The sequence below is a fragment of the Nostoc sp. DedQUE08 genome, from assembly GCF_034530895.1.
Taxonomy (GTDB): domain Bacteria; phylum Cyanobacteriota; class Cyanobacteriia; order Cyanobacteriales; family Nostocaceae; genus Nostoc.
Map to the genome: position 1 here is coordinate 77,874 of NZ_JAVRCD010000001.1, position 23,093 is coordinate 100,966.

A 23,093-nucleotide genomic window follows, 5' to 3' on the forward strand; every position below is an offset into this window, starting at 1 on the left:
TCTATTTTCTGCTCAAGTTGAGAAATTTGCTCTATTTTCTGCTCAAGTTGAGAAAGCTGTTCTATTTTTTGTTCAAGTTGAGGTAGTTGGTCTATCTTCTGTTTAAGTTGAGGTAGTTGGTCTATTTTCTGCTTAAGTTGAGATAGTTGGTCTATTTTCTGCTCAAACTGAGAAAGCTTATTATTTACTTCTTTATCCCTTGTAGAATATTGATCAGTTTTTTGAATTAAATTGTATAAAACTCGTCTAACAGCAGAATTATAATAAACTTGTCTTTTAAAGATAGGCCATGATATTTTTTTTAAAATATTTTTTAGCCATTTTCGAATAGTATTTGTATATATATCATTAAAAAATAATAAATAGTTACCATCAATTTCTGTAACATAACTATTATTTAGTAGTTGATGAGGTAGAGTTTTGCTTGATTCTTCTTCCTCATTTCCAGCCGGACGATAAAATCTAACGGATTGTTGATAAACATCACTTATACGCTCTAGTATTTTTTCGTAATCCATCTGATTCTCCTGAAATTTATCATCAATCATTCTTTACAATAGAATACATTTTTGTTTAAAGCTTAACTAAAATTTTTGCCTAAGTATATCTAATCATATAGTCTTTCGATTCACGTAGTTCATCAAATCATTTTCCTTCAGGCAAAATTACTACTGATAAGGAAATTTAGATAATTTAAATTAAATTTTACTTACTGAGTTTAAATAGTAGTCGGCAGTTTCATCCGCGTTTCCCATAAAACGCACTTTTCCTTGATCTAACCAAATTCCTCTAACACAAGATTGTTTGATAAATTTTAAATCATGAGAAACTACTAATACAGTAGCGTTCTGATTCCAAAATTGCTCAATTCTTCGCTTACACTTGTTTTTGAAACTTTCATCTCCTACCGACAATACTTCATCTAATATCAAAATATCCGGCTGTATATCGGTGGCGATCGCAAACCCTAATCGCGCTACCATTCCAGAAGATAATCCCTTCACTGGTACTAATGCATAATCTTCTAACTCTGCAAACTCTAATATTGAAAGCGTTCTTCTTCGCATTTCTGCTCGGGAATATCCCAGTAATACGCCATACAACAAAATATTATCCATCACAGAAATTTCTGCATCAAACCCCGCTCCAAGTTCAATCAATGGCGCAATTTGACCTCGTACTCGCACTAATCCGCTAGTAGGTTGTAAAATCCCAGAAATTATCTTTAATAATGTTGATTTACCAGAGCCATTTGCCCCTATAATACCTATTTTTTCACCTTTTTCAACAACTAAATCAATTTCATTTAGCACCTGTTTCTTCGCAGGCTGGTGATATTTACCTTCCAAAAAAGATAGGAGTGTTTTCTTTAGGTCATAAGAAAACTCTTCTTGCGTTCGTCGCCACAGCGAAACTCGATCTAGGCGAATTACTTCCATTTATTTACAGCAAATCCATAAATTGATGCCGCCACAGTTGAAAACAAACCCATCCCAGTGACAAAATAATTATGCCACTCAGCAAGGCTCCCCAAATTAAACTTAAATCTGGTAGCATTCCCGATAGTGTAATCTGCCGGATACTTTCAATAACTGGTGATAAAGGATTTAATCCTAAAAATGCTTTTACTGTTTTTGGAACAATGTCTGGCGGATAAAATACAGGACTACCGATCCAAATTACAAATACAATTAGCTCATAAAAATAAGGTAAATCTCTAAAAAATACATATAAAGCGCTGACCAAAAAACCAACTCCCATACAGACTAAAACCAGCGCTAAAAATGGAACCAGCAATGCTACCACGTTTAATAAACTTTTGGATTTAACAAAAGTTATTATTCCTAATAAAGGCAACACTCCAACGGCAAACTGAAACACATTTGCTGCAATCATTGATACTGGGAAAATACTGACTGGCAGACGAATTTTATTTAAAAGTGAGCCGTTACCTACTACACTACTCAGTGCCTGAGAAGTGGAAGCTGAAAAAAAGTTGATTACCACCAGTCCTGTAAATGCTGCTAATACATAGTTTGGGATTGAGTTATTGTAATACGACGAAAACGTTGTTCCAAAAATTGCAGTGTATAGCCCGGTCATAATCAACGGGTTCAATAGCGACCAATAAACCCCTAGAAATGAACCCCGGTAACGCACTTTAAGATTTCGCGCTACCAAGACGTGCAGCAATTCCCAGTAGCGCCACACTTGCAACCAAGTTGAATTACTTTTAACCGAAAGCTTCATCCTTACACACCGCTACAGTTCATAGCTAAATTATTTGCAGATTTTATACTATTGGTGGCTACTTTACCGCATTACTTTAACAATAAAAACTTTATTTTAAAAAGCGTTGTTAAACATAAGTTACTATGGGACTCATATCTGATTTTTGAACAAGATTTTAGATAAAACCCTTATAAAATAAGCTTTTCAGTCTCAGTATGTTTTTAGAAATCAAATCGAAGTCCTAATAGTTACCATTTTTATACTCTTAATCACATCCTATCCGGGCAAGACCAATGAATTTATCAATTGGTTCCTAGAACTGAGCGATCGCAAATAATTAGGACTTCTACCATATAATTGCTTTATAGTCAATAAAAATGCTTTTATTCAGATATTTGTTCATGGAACGATCGAAGCGCTGCTCTATCTAGCGAAGTTGTGCGATCGCAGCCGTTCCTGTGACAACCGCAATTGTGCTTTCGGTGTCTATTGTTGCCCGACAATAGCAATTTTCTCTGTTAGAAGTACGCGATCGCTTTTGGGTGTCTTTGAACAAAAAAGACAAACATTAAGTATTTACCTGTTTGGTTGCCGATTTAATTTTAAGCTGTTAAGTCAGGAGTTAGGAGTTATTCTTTCTCATCTCTCCCTCATCTGCCCTGAATTGATGAGAGCAGAGTCACGGATTCCGCTACACTGAGACTTGGTTTATCTGAAATTGTAATCAGGCATGGAAATCGGACAAAAGGTTAAAGTTTTTCGTTTACGCGATCGCGTTTCTGCCCCAGTTGTAAAAAAACTCGGACAAGTGGGTATCATCCAAGGCTACAAAGTCACTGATGGTGGTGGAATCGGTGTAGTGGTTCTGTTTGAAGACAATTATTCTACTTGGTTTTTTGAAGATGAAATCAAACCTGTGTAGTAGTAAAAAACTCAGATCCGGATTTTTCTTTGGCTCTGAAGTTGAAAGCACAGGTTGAGAGTCTATATTGAGTGCTAAGTTGGAGTTGAAAAGATCGGCGGTGAAAATAGGAATCAACTAATGGCTCAAATATTGACATTTTTGGGCAAAGGCGGAACCGCTCGTACCAAAATTGCGATCGCCGCCGCCAAATTATTGGCAAGTCAAGGCAAGCGCGTACTTCTAGCAGGACAAGCAGAACCAACATTGTCAATCCTGTTAGGGACTCCCATTGCTGCCGATCCTCAAGAAATCTCTCCCAAGTTACAGGCGGTACAGTTTCAAGCATCTGTACTGCTTGAGCGCAACTGGGACGAAGTGAAAAAACTTGAGGCGCAATATCTCCGCACGCCCATCTTCAAAGACGTTTTTGGTCAAGAACTGGTAGTCTTGCCGGGGATGGACAACGCCCTAGCGCTGAACGCTATTCGCGAATATGATGCCAGTGGCAAATATGATGCGATCGTCTACGATGGCACGGGCGACTCTTTAACGCTGCGAATGTTGGGTTTGCCAGAATCTCTGAGTTGGTATGTCCGGCGATTTCGGCAATTGTTTGTCAACTCCGACTTGGGGAAGACAATTACTGAATCACCTTTGATTCAACCTCTGATTAGCAGTTTTTTCAATATCAACTGGACAGCAGATAACTTTGCCGCTCCCACTAACCAAGTCAATAATTTCTTAGAAAAGGGGAGAGCCGCTCTGGCCGATCCCAAGCGTCTCGCTGCTTTCTTAGTGACTACAGGAGATCCGATTGAGGTAGCAAATGCTCGTTATTTATGGGGTAGCGCTCAACAAATCGGTTTAACTGTCGGTGGTGTTTTGCTTGTGTCTACTGAGACAAATATCAATCTGTCAGAGGAATTTATACCCTTACCTGTAAGCGTCGTTCCCAACTCGCCCACGGGTGATTGGCAACCACTGATAGACGCTCTACCTAACTTTGAAGCACAAGCTTTACAGGCTCCCAAACCTATTGAAATAGACATCCACAATCGTCAGGTACGCTTATTCTTACCAGGATTTGACAAAAAGCAAGTCAAACTTACCCAATATGGGCCAGAAGTCACGGTAGAAGCAGGAGATCAGCGACGCAATATTCCCTTACCCCCGGCTCTGAGTGGCAGACCCGTTGCTGGAGCAAAGTTTCAGAATCATTATTTGATAATTTCGTTTTAAGTTAGTTAGGAGTAGGAACAAAGTTAGGAGTTAAGAGTGAGGAGTTAGGAATAAAAATAATAATTCACGCCTGATGTGAATTAGAAAAGCCTCTTATCGCATAAGGGTTTCTAGACTCGCCCAAAATTGTATGATTGGGAATACCCACGAAATTACAAGGGTTTCTAGACTTAATTCACATTAGACGTAATTCATAACTCCTAACTCCTAACTAATAATTCATAACTTCTAACTCCTAACTCCTCACTCTAAAAAAATACGCCTTATGTCAGAATCAACTCCCATTCCCCCAGACCCTAACCCATCTGAAGCACTAGACTCAGTGGCAAATAATCTCAATGAGCAAGTGCTCACATCTGCCGATCGCAATGCGAAAACTAGGCAGATGTTGGGGATGAAAGGTGCAGCGTCTGGAGAAACTTCGATTTGGAAAATTCGTTTACAGCTCATGAAGCCCATCACCTGGATTCCCTTAATTTGGGGTGTAGTCTGTGGTGCGGCTTCTTCTGGTAACTATACTTGGACGCTGGAAAATGTGTTGAAGGTAGCAGCCTGTATGTTATTGGCTGGGCCATTGATGACAGGTTACACCCAAATCCTTAATGATTACTACGATCGCGAAATCGATGCCATCAATGAACCTTATCGCCCGATTCCCTCTGGAGCAATTCCCTTACCCCAGGTAATTATTCAGATTTGGGTATTACTGATTGCTGGCTATGGTTTGGCATTTGCGCTAGATGTGTGGTCTGGTCATGAATTCCCGACAATTACAGCGATCGCGATTATTGGTTCTTTCATCGCTTATATTTATTCTGCGCCTCCCCTGAAACTCAAGCAAAACGGCTGGCTAGGTAGCTACGCCTTGGGTGCAAGCTACATTACTCTACCTTGGTCTACAGGACACGCTTTATTTGGAGAACTGAATTCCACAATTGTGATCTTGACAATGTTCTACAGCTTGGCTGGATTGGGTATTGCCATTGTCAATGATTTTAAGAGTGTAGAAGGCGATCGCCAGCTAGGATTAAATTCACTACCCGTAATGTTTGGCATCACCACTGCGGCATGGATTTGTGTAGCGACAATTGATATATTTCAAGGATTGATTGCAGCTTACCTCGTCAGCATCCACGAAAATTTGTATGCAGCAATACTAGTACTGTTAATCATCCCGCAAATCACCTTGCAGGATATGTATTTCCTACGTGACCCCGTAAAAAATGATGTTAAGTACCAAGCTAGTGCCCAACCTTTCCTTGTTCTGGGAATGCTGGTAACAGGTTTAGCCCTGGGTCATGCTGGCGTTTAATTTGTACCTCCATAGTGGGAAGTTAAGAATTAGGAGTTAAGAGTTAATATACTTTTAACTCCTAATTTGTATCAGGACATACTATGCTTCAATTGATATTTTTCTTAATTAATGGGATTCAACCTTTATTAGTCCCGATTTGTTTTGTAGTTGCTTGGACTGTAACTATTCTGGTTGTGTTGAGTCTCTGGACGGCCGCACGAGATAGTGTTAGTACAGCCAAGCAAATGCATCAAATTCCCTGTACTGGTTGCCAATTTTTTACCGACAATTACCGTCTTAAATGTACTGTACGCCCATCTATTGCCAATACAGAAGAAGCAATCTATTGTCGTGACTATCAACCAAAGACTAATCCTTATCTATATTAGGGAGTGGGGAAGCAGGGGAGCAGGGAGATGAGAGGACAAGGGGACAAGGAGATAAACAAAACTCTTAACTCTTAACTCCTAACTCAGCACTCAGCATTCCTAATGCCCAATGCCCGATACCCAATGACAATTAACTAATCTCTAACAATATCTTTAAAACACCCCGACTCTGGGCGTGTTCAAAAGCTGCAAGCCCTTCAATGAGAGGGTAGGTGGCATGAATCAGGGGTTGCACATCAACTTGTCCTGTGGCTAGTAGCTGGAGGGCTGGGGTAAAGGGGCCACAACGGGAGCCGATGAGGGTGATTTCATCTACTACTAAGGAAGAAGCATCTAGGCTGAGGTTGCCAGCATAAGTACTTTTCAGTACAAGCGTACCACGGGGACGGAGAGCGCGGCGGGCGATCGCAAATCCTTCTGGATTGCCAGTGCATTCTACTGAGATATCGAAATATCCATCTGTAATATCATCAGCTAGACTCGTTTTTATTCCCCGTGCTTCTAAGTTAGCCAGTTTTTCTCGATGACGCCCCACAGCTACGAGTTCACAGCCAGTTAGAGCTAGTGTCTGAGCTACTAATTGCCCTAGTTTGCCATCTCCAACTACTAGCACCCGATGGTTTGGATGCAATGGCACTTGCTGCTGAATTTCCAAAGCTGCTGCTACAGGTTCAGTAAATGTTGCTACTTCTGTTGGCACATTATCAGGTACTAAATGCAGGTTCTCTACCGGCAAACAAAGATATTCACTAAAGGCACCGTTGCGATTGACAATACCCAAAACTGTACGATTTTCGCAATGAGTTGGTTGTCCGCTACGACAAAACCGACAATGCCCACATACAGCATTGATTTCTCCAACTACGCGTTGGTTAACTAAGTGTTCTGGCCCTCGTTCGACAATGCCGACAAATTCATGCCCTAAAATACCAGTGTAGGGATAGTAGCCTCTAAGTAGTTCCAGATCGGTATTACAGATACCTGCACGCAAGACGCGTACTAAGGCTTCTCCCTGTGGCGGCTCAGGAACCGGAATATCTGTGCGTAATTGCAACTGCTTATTTTCGAGCCAAAGTCCTTTCATTTCTCTTCACGTCCTTTGCCTAATTATGTTGTCAATATCACTTTGAAAAATGTTTGCAAATAAATATAGGGGTATACATCCGTAACCCCATACCCACACCTATGTCTCTGTAGAAGGTATTTCTTTAATTTTGGTTACATCAACTTTGCTTAACCAAGTAACTAAATCGTCTGATCCAAGTGCAATCTCACTTCCCAAGGTTTTGATATAAAGAAGTCCGTCACTGATAATTAAATCTCTAATTGGGTACCATGAATCTCGTGTTCTAATCAGAAGTTCCAACGGAATCCCTGGTCTTGAACTATGTTTGCAATATTTCCACCAGGCCCGCCATAGAATGACACATTTAGTACAATTCATCTGATAGCCTTTGGGAACTTCGCAGTATTGATACTGATAGAAACCCCGACTATCTACTTCTCCTTTGAGAATATAACTATATTCTGCTAATGCCTGATTTATCAATTCCCACTGGGTTGATTTTGGAGAAATCGAGAATTCAGATAGGGTATTTGATAGTTGAGCAGTGGCAATTACGCCTTCAGATTTTGCTGTCAGTTGGTTTATTTTATACACTGTTTGCGCTGTCAAAACAGGATTTGACAACAAAACGTCTTTTTTTTGAATAGAGTTTTGTACAAACTCTCGAATTAAATCTAGATTAGACAACATAAAATTTTTTATACTAAATTAACCAGTGTGATGAAAGTCACAATTATACTTAAATTAATAACTACACTGGTTTTGCACTTAAATCAGGATTATTACTAGCTTTATTTATACTCAATTCTTTGTTTGACTTGGGTTTTGTTAAGTTTAATATCGCTTATGCAATACTCCGAGAGGCTGATTGACAAAAGGGCTTACTTAAGGTATTAATTTGCAAATTAAATTTTTACGCCTTCGAGAAAAGGTTGAAATACCGGAATTAATTCGGCACGACTAACCACAAGGGTGGGAAAAGAGCGATCGCTATAATCTTCTCCTGGTGACAATGGAAACGGCTCTGACTTCAGCGAAGCCCAGACTCCACCAGCAGCTTGGACAATTACCCAAGCCCCGGCTAAGTCCCAAACTTTTGGTGTCGCCTCAATCCCACCGAGAGTAGCCCCAGTAGCAACTGTCAAAAAGTTATAGCTAGCTACACCCAACATCCTAATTTTGCAAGGAAAGCCATTTTTGATAGCTGCGGTGCTACGGGAACAGAGGTTAAAAAAGTGATTATTGCTAGGACTATCTACACTGGTGTGGATGGGGTGGTTGTTGAGAAATGCTCCTATTGGGGGTGTTAACCCAGATGAACCTGCCCAAAACGCATGAAAAGCTTGATTCAGAGTTGGGGCGTAAATATACCCAAAAATGGGCGTACCTCGATACAGCAAACCCAGAGATATTGTCCAGATGGGAATGCCGCGTGTGAAGTTCGTTGTACCATCAAGAGGATCGATTACCCAGCACCACTCAGTACCGGGAAATGACTGATCGCTCTCTTCGCTCAAAATGCCGTAGCCAAGGAAAGTAGAAGCGATCGCATCCCGAATTTCCCGATCTGCCCATTTATCTGCTTGCGTCACCAAACTACCATCAGCTTTTTGGTCAGCCTGTACTTGCCCAAAATCTTGCATTAGCTGCTTGCCCACTCTGGTAGTGGTAGTTTGGGCAAAATCAAGAATTGTTGTCCAAAAATCATTCATTGGTTATTAGTCATTTGTCATTTGTCATTGGTCATTTGTCACTTGTACTGAGCGTATCGCTAAAGCGAAAGCTCCGCTAACGCATAGCGTCTCGTAGAGAAGCCGAAGTATTGGTCATTTGTCCCATGCCCAATGCCCCATGCCCCATGCCCCATGCCCTATACAGTTTAATCTAAATCGCTTTCTAAAACTGAAGCGATCGCTTGCTTGGTACTTGTTTGAAATTCTGTGATGTTCACCCGATTCAGAAACCAAATCGACAGCACCATTCCTACCGCTTCTAGAACGAATACCAGTCCATAAGCTAACTCTGCGCTAGGTAACAGCTTGCGTCCAATATCCAAAACTGTACCTCCAATTACCACAGCGATTCCTCTAGAGATGGACTGCGCTAATCCCCATGCTCCAATAAACGTACCTGCGGCTTCTGCTGCGGTAAGATCCAACATCAAGCTAATTGCGGCTGTAGTTAAGAAACCTGTGGCTAAACCGAACAAGACCAAACTTAGTTTAAGAACTGCTGCATTAGCTGTGAATCCTGAGATACCTAGTAATATTGCACAGAATGCTACCAACATACAGCCAAAACGTGCGGTTCTGCGCTTACCCAAACGCGGGATAATATAAAAGCCCGTAACGCCGTAAGCAATCAATAGACCTGTTCCATAAAAAATATTTAATTTGGTACTTTCCGCTAGGGGCATTTTAAACACTTGACCCGCATAAGGTTCCAAAATCGGGTCTTGCATAAACAAACTGATAGTCATCACCAATAAAAAGGTGAAAAATATACCTGTTTGTGGACTAGCTGTCAAAATTTTCCAAGCATTGCCTAGAGTGATGCTATCTTCCCGATTCACCAATGTAGAACGGGTTGAGTATTGAGAGTATTTTTTTTCTACGCCAAATGTCGCTGCGATCGCTAAACCAAATACAATTGCTGGGACAATAGTAAACAATCGGTTGATTGCTGGCTGCAAGGTTTCTACAGTTGCTTCTGGAGTTAACTGCTTGAGCAAACTAGCACTGATAATCGCGCCAACAATAATCCCCACCATTAGCATCGACCAAACCACGCCGACTACTTTGGAACGGTTATCTTCTTCAGATATATCCACCAACAAAGCAGCAAAAGCAGTACCGCTAGCACAAATTCCTAGACCGTATACAGCGAAAACTAAAGCCAAAAGTGCTGTCCAGCCGATTGTTTGGGTTGTCCATACCCAACCACCTGCACTATTTCCAGCAAGATTCATCTGCCACATTACTTGTACAGCTAAAAAGGCTGCGATCGCAAATATTGCCGCGCCCACCCAAACATAAGCTGTGCGGTGGTTTCCCCATAACGGCTTGGCATCGGAAATCTGGCCGAACCAGACACGGGAAGGAGCAACAAATAAAGGCAGTGCTAGAACTACCGATACCAGCGTCGCCGGAATTGCTATTTCTTGAATCATGACTCTGTTGAGTACGCCTAGAGTCAAGATGGACATCATGCTCAACCCCATTTGAAATAAACCCAGGCGGAACATGGTCAGCAGGTTTACCCTTGGCACAGATAGGGATTTAGTTTTGGTATCAAATACTTCACCGCTTGCCATAGCTACTTTTTCGTATGCTTTATAGGATTTAATTTCTCTCCTTAAATAAAGATAAACCCTACTCACTCCAAATCAGCGAACGAAAAGTTGAAGTTGCGATTTGGCAAGCGATTATACACCTTGATTAGCGTAGGCTTCAGCCAAGTTACGATTAATTTTTAGGACTTGGTTGTAATGTGCGATGTCTACGACGGGCTACGCCTACGCATAACCAGAGAATTTTAGGATGAAATAGTGAAACGAGACTCCATTTACTATCAAATTTTTAAGCGCTTTCCTGGGTTACTCTTTGAACTGATTGATGTCCCTCCTCCTCAAGCACAAAACTATCGATTTGAATCACTTGAAGTCAAAGAAACGGCTTTCCGCATCGATGGTGTTTTTTTACCTCCAGAGGATGCAACATGCAGAGTTATCTTTTTTGCTGAAGTTCAATTCCAAAGAGATGAAGCTCTTTACCATCGGTTCTTTACCGAGTCGCTGATGTACCTAAACCGGAATCGTTTTCAGTATGATGACTGGTTCTGTGTGGTAATTTTTTCATCACGCTCTTTGGAACCAAGCGATCAAAAAACTCATCGAATATTTCTCAATAGCGACCAAGTGCAGCGAATCTATTTAGATGAGTTAGGCGCGACTAATCAGCAGCCAATAGGCATCAACTTGATGCAGTTGACTCTAGCATCGGATGAAGTGATGGCAGAGCAGGCAAAGCAATTGATTGAGCGGGTAAAATTAGAGGAAACGGACACACTGCCGCAAAACGAAATACTCAATATCATAACCACAATTGCCGTTTATAAGTTTTCGACCTTGAGTAGAGAGGAAGTTGAAGCTATGCTGGGATTGACTTTAGAGCAAACAAGGGTTTATCAGGAAGCGAAAGCCGAAGGTCGAGAAGAAGGTCGAGAGGAAGGTCGAGAAGAAGGTCGAGAAGAACGGGAAGCTGAAATGTTGAAACTTACCGTGCCTCTGTTACTAAAAACAGGGATGAGTGTGGAGCAGATTGCTCAACACCTCAATGTTGATATAGAAGCTGTCCAGCTTGCCGCACAACAAAATACATAGAATGGACATTTCATGTCTGTTGTTATATTTTTACAAAATGACAAGAGCTTGATTAAAATCCTCAAATGTCCTTTTATGGTTTCCAGAGCGATCGCGCCAAAATATGACAAATTAAGATGCTCATAATTTTATCAAAGAGTAAATAAATCCTCTGTTTAAGCTGCTAAATTCTTCACTTCATTGAAAAGCAGAAGCTACAGAGGTTAGAGAATTTTGTTTTGGTATCAAATACTTCACCGCTTACCATAGCTAACTTTTTGTATGGCGATGATGCGATCGCGCCAAAATGTTACAGATGGATGTAAGATACTCATTACTCCATCGGGGCTGGGACTTGATAGCAGAATATCCCAGTATTTAACCTTTGCATAGCCCCTCTATTCCACCCAAAAGAACCGTAAATGACACCTTTTGGATAATTTAGAGCTTGTTTTGTAAGCATTGGCTTAAATCTTGCTGGGCATCAATAGGAGCTAACTGAGATAGTAGTCTACTTTACTTCTACTTTTACTGCTAATAGTGGTGTCATAGTTGGCGATCGCTATCTAGATTTAACATTCACGTCCAACTTTTTTCAACTTTAATGAGGTTATCAGGGATATGGAAGAAATATTAAACCAATACTGCAAACAAGACAATCTTGGGCTGCTTCTCCTAAGTATGGCAACTGGTTCGGGTAAAACATACATTGTTCTAAAGTTTATACATTCTAATTACAAGGAATTTGCCAAGCAAAAGAGAAAAATTCTGTTTATTACTAACCTTAAAAAAAACTTACCTATTGACGAACTAAAAAAACATTTTATCGCCGATGGAAATGAGGAAGATTTTGAAAAATATGTTCTTTTTATTGATTCTAATGTCGATCCTGTTATCAACAACTTACTAAAACTTGACCAAGAAATTCCTGATATATTTAAAAATAAAATATATTTGCAACTAAAAAAATATATAGAAATGCTCCAAAGTGAGCAATTACCTAGCGACTTTAAAGAAAACATTAAAACAGATATTCGTAAAAATATTGAGCCAGCATTCAGAGACATTATTAAAAGAATATTGTCAGAAAATTTTAAAACGAAAAAGGCTCGTCTGTCAGCTATCAAGAATAATCAAGATTACCAATGGATTGGAAAACTTTATCCCGCAGTATTTACAGATGATAAAACTATTTTATTTCTTAGTATAGATAAGTTTGTTGCTCAAAACACAACACTTATTGAACCATCATATTACTTCTCTGAGCGGTTTATTAATAAATCACTTATTTTTATTGATGAGTTTGATACTACCAAAGAAACTGTACTCAAAAATATTATTGAATCTGGGTTAAGAAATCGAGTGGATCTTATTGATTTATTCTTAAATATTCATAATCATCTGATGCAAACCGAGTGCCCTGAAGTACTTTTACAAGAATCAAAATGGCGAAAGCAGCAATCTTCAGGTAAAAACTGGCCATCTCTACGAGAACAGATTGAATCATTACGAGAGAAAGCTAATTATATATTCAAAAAATATCAATTACAGCATATCTGTAAATCTCACGAGAATTTTTCAACTAAGGAAAGAAACTTTCTTTTTTATGATTATAAATTTCATAATGTGCTGGATCGTAATCAACGTGTAGAGATTATTGGAGATATAAATAGCCGTACAAATTGGATTAATGCTTTTAATATTAAATATAAAAAGACGGGTATTGACATACAGGAATTGCTGAGTACAATTACTGGCTATTTATCATATTTTCAGACAGGAATTAAATATTTAGCAAATAACTATCGCCATTTAAAAGAGGAAGATAAAGGCGGACAGGAAACTTTTCCTTTTAAATTAGCTATTCAGACAGTTCTTAATAATTTTCACCTTAAAGATGTGGAATTTTTAACCCGTAAAATTCTTGAAGATGATTTGCCGTATGGCTTGCAATCCTATCAAGGAACAATCCAAAATCAGACTTTTTATGATAGGGGGTTTCGTTACTATGATATCGTCGATAGTGATGAGCATGATACATTATCAAAAATATATATGTTTAACTTCAGCCGTACACCCGAATCTTTTTTAGCTGGAGTTTGCTCAAAAGCTTTGGTAGTAGGTATTTCAGCTACGGCTGGGCTTTATACAAACATTGGTAATTATGATCTTAAGTATCTGAAATCTCGTTTAGGAGATTCATTTATACGTATTAAAGATGATGCTCTTATTAAACTTCAAAACGCATATAACGAAGCAACTCAAGGATATAATAAAGTCTCTATAAAAACTAAATTTATTGGGACAGATATACAAAAAGAAGCAATCAAACAGCTTGAAGACCTTTTCAATGATCGAGAAGTAGCCCAGGATTTATGGAATACTCTTCGCCATACAATTACTAATGATGATGAAGAAAGTATTGAATTTTCATTTTGCCGTTATGTAAGAGCTTTAACAGCATGGAAATATTTTTTGGATAATCCTGATTGTCATGCGTTCCTTTGTCTTTTTAGTAAATTACCAAAGCCTTCCGACCCAAAGTTCGACCTGCATATATTGCATAAATATGCGGATTTTTTATTGGATAGCCATCAAAATACTATTGAAGGTTCTGTGGCTGATACATTTTTTGTGCTTAGTTCAAATAAATTTGAAGCAAATAAAGAAAAACTGCTCAATGAGCTAAAAGATAATAAACGCCGATTTATTATTTCTGCATACCAAACGATTGGTGTTGGACAAAATTTACAATTTCCTGTTTCTTCTGGTCTAGAGCCAATACATATTAATAGCTTACCCAAGCATTCAAACATGGATATTAACGGGATATATTTAGATAACCCAAGAAATATTATTGTTAATATATTTAAAAATAATATAGATGATGATGAATTTATAAAATATATTTTTCAATTGGAATTTATTCGGGAGAATGGAGATTTTTCACTAAACCAGTTTAAGAGCAAGCTAGATGAAGCTTTTCATAAATATATAGGAAGATATAAGCCTAGACGAAAGGCTGAGGACTTCATCAGCCCATACAATACAAATGCTTATTCACGTTACTTAAATAAAATTATTATTCAGGCACTAGGTCGAATATGTCGTACTAATATGAAGGCTCCAACAATTCATATTCTTGCTGACGCTTCTATCCGAAAACATTTAATCGGGTTTTCTCTACCAGAAGATGTAATTCCTATTCGTGAATATACTGCTCTCCTTGAATCAGCAGGTGAATCGACTAACCAATCTGAAGATTTAATAGAAGCACAAAACCGTGCATCCCATAAAAGTAATCAAACTGCTGTTTACATACGTCGCCAACTGAGTACGCCGTGGACAAAACAGAGTGTTAAAAAGTGGCAAGAACTAAGAGAACAAGTTCTTTATCAACCAAGTATTGTCAAAGAGTCAGAATGCAATATTAACTGGAATAATATTTACCTGCATTTGCCAAAACCTGCCGATTCATATTATTTCTCGCATGAAAATGACTATGATGATATCGAAGTTTTCTTTTCTGATGACTACGGTAAAAGAGAAGTTAAAGAAGTGAGCGAACAAACTGCCCGTCTTACAGAGTTGATGAAAATCGATACTCTACATAAATTATTCACTGATTCTAATTGGGCAACAACATTTACTAAATCTCAACTAATGCTGACCCCTCCCATGTTTAACAATATTTATAAAGGGGCATTAGGCGAAGTCTGTGGGAAACATATTTTTCAAAACCTCTTAAATATTCCCTTACTAGAACTGAATATAGATGAATTTGAACTCTTTGACTTTAAAACAGAGCAAAATATTTATATAGACTTCAAGCTATGGAATGATCGGGTTGCAGTAAAAGCTGATGAAATAATTGATAAAATCTGTGAGAAAATGGCGATTGTTCGAGCAGAAAGGGTTTTTGTCATCAATATTCTTGGTTCTTCCAACACTCCCTTTCAACCGATTCCATCATTTGGCGGAAAAATTATAGAAGTTCCCTATCTCTGTAAAAATGATACAATCGATAATTTAGCACTTAAATTTATTGTGAATGAATTTTTAACATGAGCATTCTTACAAATAAACTAAATATAAATTTTCATATTGATGCTATTGAAAGAGATTTTGTTTTTATCCGCTTTAAACGAGGCAAAAATGGCAAATGGTGGGGAGCAGAAGAACTGGATTGTATTATAGGTGAAGATTATAAAGCCATGTCTGTTGGATATGCTCAATATGCCTATGCTATGTTTGATAAAAAATCGAATGATACTTACGTATTACTTCAAAAACTTAGAACCGATCCTAAATTTGCTAGTGTATCTGCAATTGAGGTAAAACCCCAGGCTGTTTATACTGGAAATGATGAATGTATATGTGAAGTAACACTTGCCCGTTTATTAGTTAACTCTCTAGGTTCATCACGCTCTAGATTTAAACATCTACATTTCTCAAATCTGACTGGAGCATTACTTAAAGTCCCTCCCTTAAACAATAAACTTTATGATGCAATTGGTGTTGCTGAAATCACTCTTAGTCGTGATGAGAGCCAAACAAACGAATTCTTATTAAAAGTTAGTGTAGTCTCTTATCGAAAAAAGGTTTCCATATTAAAAGAATATAAAGGCACAGCAGAATTAAAAAAAATTCTTAAAAGACCTGAATATGTGTTCCATAGTGGCACAGGAACTCTGAAAAGGTCGCTTCCATCTGATGGTAAAAATACAGATCCTACAAAGTCTTACATACAATGCAGTAAACAAGGTAAAAAGCTTCATACCAATTTCCTTGAGTTTGAAAGTATAGATAAATTTGAGAAAAGCCGAGCAGGTATTTTGTTTCAAGTTTTCAATAGTATTCAACAATATCTATCGGAATACATGAATGTTAATTTTTCCACTCTTGAAATTGATTGCAGCATTGAACTCAAAAATACTTTGCTTAAAAGTCCAAAACAACTTTACTCAAAACTAGATGGTCAGGCAATACATATAGTTGATAGAGTGAATGATGAAGATTCTACTAATTTAGTAATTACACTGAAAGAATTTCTTCTTCCTTATATCACTGATGAAAAACTAATCACCGTTAGTAAACGTGATAAAGAAAACACTCTAAATTTTAGAATTATACATGATGCTGAATTTTATGAAAAAAGAGGACAAAAGGACGAATACCTCCCTTCAACAGATAAATTTCAGCGGCAACATCTGACAATTGAATCAACAAAAAATGTCTCTAAGTCTATTGTTAAAACAATTCTAAAGGAACAGCTTATAAAGCGTGATATTAGCTCTCGAACATTGAACTTGTTTGATTGGGCTAAACTTCAACTAAAAGGAATTTGGACTTTTGCTGCTTGGGATGAAGATAGAGACCACGTAATTTTTATGGAAATTCAACCAAATGGTAATTTTGAATTTTACGAAATAGATGGTCAAGATATATTATTTAACTGGCAAAAGTTTGAGAAATATAGAAAATTTATGACAGAGGATAGCTCAGGAGATAAAATCGAGACATTAGAAGGTCTTGTTATTTCTGATGCTGGTGATATAAATCAGATATTTATAACTGATGAAATCAGTATTCCTGACCTTTCTAAAATTGAAGCTATTCTCAAGGAAGTCGAAACTGAACTTCCTGAAGATAAGGGAAGTGGAGATGAGCTAGCTGATCTAGTTGAAGAATTCTTACAAGAAGCATCTGACCTTAATCTTGAAAAATTTGAATCATTCTCATCGGAACTTAGAAAAATTGGGAACCAATCTATATCAAAACGAGATTTTAAGCGTTTAATCGCGCAGTATTTGGGGACAACAAAGAAGGTAAGAGATAAGGATATTGATGTTAGTAGTACAAGTGAAGCTATTGGTTTTAGAGATTACCTTCTTGACAAACATCAAATTCGATTGAAATTCCCGCAGGATAACCAGAGCAAAGAAGATTTATTCGACGCTTCTCTCAACATAAAATATTTTGGTGAAACTGAAAAAGAAGCTTATTACCTTGTTGGCGATCGAAAAGAAAAGATACAATTCTCTTTCAAAGATGCCTGTCATCTTCGTAAAATCGTGGCGGTGGATAACTCAAAACTGATATTTAGACAACTCCTTGAAACTATGGATGTTGATTTTGTCCGCACAGGGCAAAGTACCGTAATCCCTTTTCCATTTAAGTATATTAGGGAGTATAAAAATTTTGGTGTTGCTAAATGACTGTATTAATCAGTATTGAGCAACGGCAATAACTCTTAGTTTGACAGATTTTATTTATTTTTCTAACCTCAACACACGGAGAAATATTTTCAAATATACCCAATAGTAAAATTTACTAAAGTTATCGCATTGCCCTGTAACTTTATCGGACGCAATCAAACCACATAAAAATATCAATATTAAAATGTGGTTTTAACTACGCTATTCAATTGAATTAGTAAGATAAACTTGCCGTGTATATGTCATCAAAGTACTTAGCTTCATCTAGTAACCAAAAAGGCATAAGCAATGAGCAAAGAAGTAGTCAAAGTAATATTATGGGAAGAAAATCAAAAAGATTTTCTAAAAAAGTTTTATGACCTCCAATTTACTCCCAGAGTAGGAGAGGAAGTTTACCTAAAAAAGGAGAAATGGAAAGTAACTAGAGTTGAGCATGATGTAGAAATTAGTGAGATTAATGTCTACATGGAATTAATCAAAAAAGCCAAGCAGGATAAATCATCTAATTCTTAAATACAAGTAAATACACTCAACTATTATAAAAGGGAGGTTATTAGCCTCCCTTAATTCTGAGAATAGATATATTGTCAAGTGTAATTTGTAAATCTTGATGCAAACTGCGATGTCTACGAGGGGCTACGCCTACGCACAACAAGAATTGCGGCAAATGATGACGATCGCACCCAATCCTGCCTGTAACGATAGACTATAAAAGTAAAGAAATGTAAATAAACTAAATTTTGCAACCGTGGAAAACATCACATTGGGGCAAAATGGCCCAGTTGTTACACCCTTGTGCATCGGCACTTGGGCTTGGGGTGATAAACTATTTTGGAATTATGGCAGTGCCTACGGCCCAGAACAGTTACAAGAAGCATTTACAGCAGCCTTAGAAGCTGGTATTACCTTCTTTGACACTGCCGAAATCTACGGAATGGGACTATCAGAGAAATTTTTGGGGCAATTTCTGCAACAGACACAACAACCTGTACAAATCGCTACAAAATTTGGCCCACTACCGTGGCGATTTACAGCCCAATCCGTCTCTGATGCTTTAACAGCCAGTCTCAAACGCCTACAACTTGAACGAATCGCCCTGTATCAAGTGCATTGGCCTTTTGCCTTCTTTTTAAGCCAAGAAACTTTGATGAATGCCCTAGCAGATGAAGTGAAGCGAGGCAGAATTGCCGCAGTCGGTGTGAGTAATTACTCAGCAGAGCAAATGCGAGACGCGCATCAAATATTGGCGACCCGTGGAGTACCTTTGGCTGTCAATCAAGTGCGCTATTCTTTACTCACTCGCCAAGTTGAAAGCAAAGGTATTATCGCAACTGCGCGTGAGTTGGGTGTGACTATCTTGGCTTACAGTCCTTTGGCTCAAGGATTACTCACAGGGAAGTATAGTATTGATAGTACCGAAACCCCCACTGGTGCAAGGAAAATAGACCCACGATTTAAGAAAGAAGGTCTGCAAAAAATTGCCCCAGTCATATCTTTGCTACGCAATTTCGGAGAAAAATACAATCGCACTCCTGCCCAAGTTGCTCTCAACTGGTTAATTGCTCAGGGAAACGTTATTCCCATTGCTGGGGTGAAGACAGCCGAACAGGTACGTCAGAATGCTGGTGCTTTGGGCTGGAAATTAAACGAGGATGAAATTAGAGAGTTAGAACAAGTTAGTCGTCCTTGGCTGTAGTATTTTTAACCCTCTAAAAAAGCCAAAAAGTCAAGAGTATAAAGTCAAAATCTTAACTCTTGACTCTTAACTCTCAACTCTTAACTTTGCCGAATTTTAGATTTTGATTTTGGATTAAAGGAAAAGTCTAAAATCCAAAATTGATTAACTTCTAACTCTTGACTAAGAAGCTGATTCCCTAGCTGTAGGTGAACCTATTTTTTTACTAGGAGATGCAGAAGAATCCTGTCCACTTGTCCGCAGTTTGGGCTTGGGAGAAGAATGTCTTTCTTCACCATTGTTGCTATCTGATTTCCACGCAGCACGGGGGCGATCGCTAGAAGATTCGCGACGTTTACCGAGTCTTGGTTTGGGAGTTGAGCTTTCCTCTTGAGGAATTTCTACGTCTGAACTCAACCAAGCGGGACGAGTTTGATCGTAAGCGATTTGCAGTGCAGCTGCGGCGATCGCTTGAGCATCGTATTCTTCAATTAGTTCGCTAACAATTGGCAAGAATGAAGCCAAACGCTCACCCATCAAAGCTTCTCGCACCTGTTCTTGCAATTTCAGAATGTGTCTTGCTTCAATCTGGGCGCGTGTAGGAATGGACAGCAATTGCCAACTTTGGCGATTATGACGTTCAAATGTTTGCTGTTTACGCCGCTCAAATGGTTGTACTAAAGAAATTGCTGTTCCTTCTTTACCAGCACGACCAGTACGGCCAATGCGATGGACGTAGGTTTCTACGCTATCGGGTAAGTCGTAGTTGATCACATGGGACAGTTGATCGACATCTAAGCCTCGTGCGGCAATATCAGTTGCTACCACCCAGCGAACTTGACGGTTACGGAATCTGCTTAATAACCGTTCTCGCGCTTGTTGCGACAAGTCACCGTGGTATTCATCGACACTGTGACCAGCTGCTTGTAACTGACTGGTGAGTTCTGCGGCTGTGCGTCTGGTGCGGACAAAGATTAAAGCTGTTTCTGGATCTTCCATTTCCAGAATCGGCTGTAAAGCTTTGGCTTTTGTCCAATGACGAGGGATCAAGTAAGCTACTTGATTGATTTTGTTGGGAGCGGCTTTTGGTTGCTCAACGGTGACAGTCGCCGGCGATCGCAAGAACTTGTTCACCAACATCCGAATCGATGGTGGCATTGTTGCCGAGAATAAAGCTGTTTGGCGTTCTACGGGCGCTTGCGAGAGGATTTTGATCACATCGTCGATAAAGCCCATGCTCAACATTTCATCAGCTTCATCCAATACAAACCACTTGACCTGATCGAGCTTTAAACAGCCGCGATCGAGCAAATCGATTACCCGTCCGGGAGTACCCACGACCATGTGAACGCCACGTTTGAGTTGCAGCATTTGACGGTCAATTGATTGACCACCGTAGATTGCTAACACCCGCAATCCTTCATTGCCGATGAATTGAGCGATCGCATCGTGAACTTGCATCGCTAATTCACGAGTTGGTGTTAAAACTATGGCTTGCACGGCTCTTTGATTAATATCTAGCCGTTCTAAAATTGGCAGTGAAAATGCTGCCGTTTTACCTGTTCCAGTTTGAGATTGACCTACCACATCACGACCGGCTAGCAATTGGGGAATTGCTTGCACTTGAATGTTGGTTGGTTCGGTAAAACCAATTTTTTCTAGTTGTTCGACACGTTCTTGGGAAATGCCTAATTCTTGAAATGAAAGAGTCATTAATTCGTCCTAAATTTTATGTAAGGATTTTTGGATTAGTCATTTAGTCAGTAGAGACGCGATTAATCGCGTCTGTACAATGGTCATTAGTCATTAGTCATTAGTCATTAAGTTATTGGCTAGTTAGTTAGCCAAGGGCGATAGCAAAGCCTCAACTTTTAGAGAAGCTATGCCCACGAGTGAGTCCCCGAATTTCAGGTAAACCCTCATTAAAACTGCCATTAATGCAGCGTCGATATTGGGATAAGGGTAAATCTGTAAGGGTCATTTAACAAAAGACAAAGGACAAAAGACAAAGGACAATTTAGTTATTGACTACTTGACCATAGAGGTCGTATGTATCAGCGTGGTGAATCGCTATTGGCACGATGGTTCCTAACTTTGCCTGGCCTTTGACATACACCAGACCATCAACCTCTGGGGAAAATCTACCTGAACGACCTATTAGTTCACCACTTTCAGGATTTTCTTGCTCAATCAGGACATCGACTATTTTGCCTACTTCCTGTTGATTTTTCTTTTGAGAAATCGGTTGCTGGAGTTCCATCAGTTGGTATCGGCGATCGTCCATCACCTCTTGGGACAACTGATTTGGCAACTTATAAGCTGGAGTTCCTTCCTCAGAGGAAAAGGTGAAGACACCAACATGATCGAATTCATGCCGCTGGACGAACTCTAGTAGATGCTCAAAATGCTCTTGTGTTTCTCCTGGGAAACCAACAATAAATGTTGTCCGCAGTACGGCTGTTGGTAGCGCCGTTTTGATGCGATCTATAATCCCATCATTTACGCGCCCTTGCCAAGGGCGGTTCATGGCGCGGAGAATCTCTGGATGAGAATGCTGCAAGGGCAAATCCAGATAAGGCAGGACGTTGGGTGTTTCTTGGATGGCCGCTATCACATCTGGGGTCAGTCCCGTGGGATAAGCGTAGTGCATTCTGATCCACGGTATATCTACTTTCCCCAAAGCGCGAAGTAATTCGGCTAATTTTGGCTGACCGTAAATATCTAGACCATAATTAGTAGTGATTTGGGAAATTAAAATAATTTCCTTTACCCCTTGACTAACTAATTGCTCCGCTTCGGCGACGATAGATTCAATAGTACGCGATCGCTGGTTTCCTCGAAGATGAGGAATTATACAAAATGCACAACGATAATCACATCCTTCCGCAACTCGGAGGTAAGCTACGCCCTCCGTTGTCGTGCGATAGCGAGGTGTAGTTTCGTCGGCGATGTAGGTTGGCTCAATACTAACCTGTTTGACCCGCTCGCCAAGTTCAACACGCTCAATTACATTTACAATTTTGTGATAATCGCCTGTACCCACAACGGCTACTGCTTCAGGCAACTCCTCCAAAAGTTGTTCTTGGAAGTGTTGCGCCATACAGCCAGTAATTACGATCTTTTTGTTTGCCTCTGCCAGTTCTACCAAAGTTCTGACAGATTCTTGCCGGGCCGCTTCAATAAAACTACAAGTATTAACAATAACGTAATCTGCTAATTCTTCATTTGTATCTACACCGTAGCCTGCTTCTACGAGCATTCCCAACATGTGTTCTGTATCAATTCGATTTTTCTCGCAGCCCAGGTGAGAAATGGCAATTGTTGGCTTGTCACCCATATTTTGAAAATATCTTCATTTTTTTCTTGTAGTCAACATTCTGGCGCTAATTTTGCTTGTTTGGGATCGCTATCCTTCTAATAACAGTACGACAACAGATTCTCACTGTCAGCAACTGTCCATAGACTTATGACCCTATCAAATAATAAAAATAGAGGTCATGTTATGATACTTTTATCAATCTGTTCCCCAGGGTAAATTGAAGTGTCTTTGGGTACATTTGACACTTGTAATCTTTTTTAACAATTTGCCTATTGATATTTTACATTACCACAGCGTGTGCGTTGTTAACCTACCCATCGGGAAGCCGCCCAAAGGGCTTGTTGTGAGAAGTCGCTACCCTCAGAGAAATCGACGAAAGCGACTACGCCTATAAAGC

19 protein-coding genes are annotated in these 23,093 nt (G+C 39.2%); 9 read left to right on the forward strand and 10 right to left on the reverse strand.

The window, feature by feature from the left end:
* From RMY64_RS00315 to RMY64_RS00330, 4 genes are all read right to left on the reverse strand, one after another.
* On the reverse strand, nt 1–518 hold a 518-nt coding region (locus RMY64_RS00315; protein WP_322669881.1), incomplete at its 3' end, for a hypothetical protein.
* 180 nt (nt 519–698) lie between these two features.
* Nucleotides 699–1,439, reverse strand: coding sequence for an ABC transporter ATP-binding protein (locus tag RMY64_RS00320; RefSeq protein WP_322669882.1), 741 nt, complete (start codon nt 1,437–1,439; stop codon nt 699–701).
* Between the two features lie 4 nt (nt 1,440–1,443).
* Nucleotides 1,444–2,250, reverse strand: a complete 807-nt coding sequence (locus RMY64_RS00325) for an ABC transporter permease (protein ID WP_322669883.1) — start codon at nt 2,248–2,250, stop codon at nt 1,444–1,446.
* A gap of 409 nt (nt 2,251–2,659) precedes the next feature.
* On the reverse strand, nt 2,660–2,797 hold the full coding sequence (locus RMY64_RS00330; RefSeq protein ID WP_322669884.1) for a hypothetical protein: 138 nt from the start codon (nt 2,795–2,797) through the stop codon (nt 2,660–2,662).
* 165 nt (nt 2,798–2,962) lie between these two features.
* Between RMY64_RS00330 and RMY64_RS00335 the strand changes: the two genes are divergently transcribed.
* The 4 genes from RMY64_RS00335 to RMY64_RS00350 all read left to right on the forward strand — a co-directional run bounded on the left by RMY64_RS00335 (nt 2,963) and on the right by RMY64_RS00350 (nt 6,058).
* Nucleotides 2,963–3,154, forward strand: a complete 192-nt coding sequence (locus RMY64_RS00335) for a DUF2862 domain-containing protein (RefSeq protein WP_322669885.1) — start codon at nt 2,963–2,965, stop codon at nt 3,152–3,154.
* Nucleotides 3,155–3,274: 120 nt separating this feature from the next.
* Nucleotides 3,275–4,375, forward strand: a complete 1,101-nt coding sequence (locus RMY64_RS00340) for an ArsA family ATPase (RefSeq protein WP_322669886.1) — start codon at nt 3,275–3,277, stop codon at nt 4,373–4,375.
* Between the two features lie 265 nt (nt 4,376–4,640).
* Entirely contained in the window at nt 4,641–5,687 is a 1,047-nt protein-coding gene (gene chlG / locus RMY64_RS00345) for a chlorophyll synthase ChlG (RefSeq protein WP_322698994.1), read from the forward strand.
* 83 nt (nt 5,688–5,770) lie between these two features.
* Entirely contained in the window at nt 5,771–6,058 is a 288-nt protein-coding gene (locus RMY64_RS00350; RefSeq protein WP_322669888.1) for a hypothetical protein, read from the forward strand.
* Between the two features lie 130 nt (nt 6,059–6,188).
* Here the strand turns inward: RMY64_RS00350 and RMY64_RS00355 are convergent, their stop codons facing one another.
* The 4 genes from RMY64_RS00355 to RMY64_RS00370 all read right to left on the reverse strand — a co-directional run bounded on the left by RMY64_RS00355 (nt 6,189) and on the right by RMY64_RS00370 (nt 10,437).
* Complete coding sequence (locus tag RMY64_RS00355; RefSeq protein ID WP_322698995.1) at nt 6,189–7,142, reverse strand: MDR/zinc-dependent alcohol dehydrogenase-like family protein; 954 nt, start codon at nt 7,140–7,142, stop codon at nt 6,189–6,191.
* Nucleotides 7,143–7,241: 99 nt separating this feature from the next.
* A complete protein-coding gene (locus RMY64_RS00360) occupies nt 7,242–7,814 on the reverse strand; it encodes a hypothetical protein (RefSeq protein ID WP_322669890.1) in 573 nt (190 codons plus the stop codon).
* Nucleotides 7,815–8,029: 215 nt separating this feature from the next.
* The gene (locus tag RMY64_RS00365; RefSeq protein WP_322698996.1) at nt 8,030–8,836 is read right to left on the reverse strand and encodes an inositol monophosphatase family protein; all 807 of its coding nucleotides are present in this window, start codon (nt 8,834–8,836) and stop codon (nt 8,030–8,032) included.
* A gap of 167 nt (nt 8,837–9,003) precedes the next feature.
* Nucleotides 9,004–10,437, reverse strand: coding sequence for a BCD family MFS transporter (locus RMY64_RS00370; RefSeq protein WP_322698997.1), 1,434 nt, complete (start codon nt 10,435–10,437; stop codon nt 9,004–9,006).
* A gap of 234 nt (nt 10,438–10,671) precedes the next feature.
* Here RMY64_RS00370 and RMY64_RS00375 point away from each other — a divergent pair, with 234 nt between their 5' ends.
* The 5 genes from RMY64_RS00375 to RMY64_RS00395 all read left to right on the forward strand — a co-directional run bounded on the left by RMY64_RS00375 (nt 10,672) and on the right by RMY64_RS00395 (nt 19,398).
* Complete coding sequence (locus tag RMY64_RS00375) at nt 10,672–11,505, forward strand: Rpn family recombination-promoting nuclease/putative transposase (RefSeq protein WP_322698998.1); 834 nt, start codon at nt 10,672–10,674, stop codon at nt 11,503–11,505.
* Between the two features lie 600 nt (nt 11,506–12,105).
* The gene (locus RMY64_RS00380) at nt 12,106–15,552 is read left to right on the forward strand and encodes a DEAD/DEAH box helicase family protein (protein ID WP_322698999.1); all 3,447 of its coding nucleotides are present in this window, start codon (nt 12,106–12,108) and stop codon (nt 15,550–15,552) included.
* Entirely contained in the window at nt 15,549–17,702 is a 2,154-nt protein-coding gene (locus RMY64_RS00385) for a hypothetical protein (protein WP_322669895.1), read from the forward strand. Before RMY64_RS00380 ends, RMY64_RS00385 begins: the two co-directional genes overlap by 4 nt.
* A 288-nt stretch (nt 17,703–17,990) precedes the next feature.
* The gene (locus RMY64_RS00390; RefSeq protein WP_322669896.1) at nt 17,991–18,215 is read left to right on the forward strand and encodes a hypothetical protein; all 225 of its coding nucleotides are present in this window, start codon (nt 17,991–17,993) and stop codon (nt 18,213–18,215) included.
* 235 nt (nt 18,216–18,450) lie between these two features.
* Nucleotides 18,451–19,398, forward strand: coding sequence for an aldo/keto reductase (locus RMY64_RS00395; RefSeq protein ID WP_322685145.1), 948 nt, complete (start codon nt 18,451–18,453; stop codon nt 19,396–19,398).
* Between the two features lie 162 nt (nt 19,399–19,560).
* Here RMY64_RS00395 and RMY64_RS00400 read toward each other — a convergent pair whose 3' ends face one another.
* Complete coding sequence (locus tag RMY64_RS00400; RefSeq protein ID WP_322669898.1) at nt 19,561–21,090, reverse strand: DEAD/DEAH box helicase; 1,530 nt, start codon at nt 21,088–21,090, stop codon at nt 19,561–19,563.
* A gap of 304 nt (nt 21,091–21,394) precedes the next feature.
* On the reverse strand, nt 21,395–22,714 hold the full coding sequence (gene rimO, locus RMY64_RS00405) for a 30S ribosomal protein S12 methylthiotransferase RimO (RefSeq protein ID WP_322669899.1): 1,320 nt from the start codon (nt 22,712–22,714) through the stop codon (nt 21,395–21,397).
* Nucleotides 22,715–23,093: the final 379 nt, after the last annotated feature.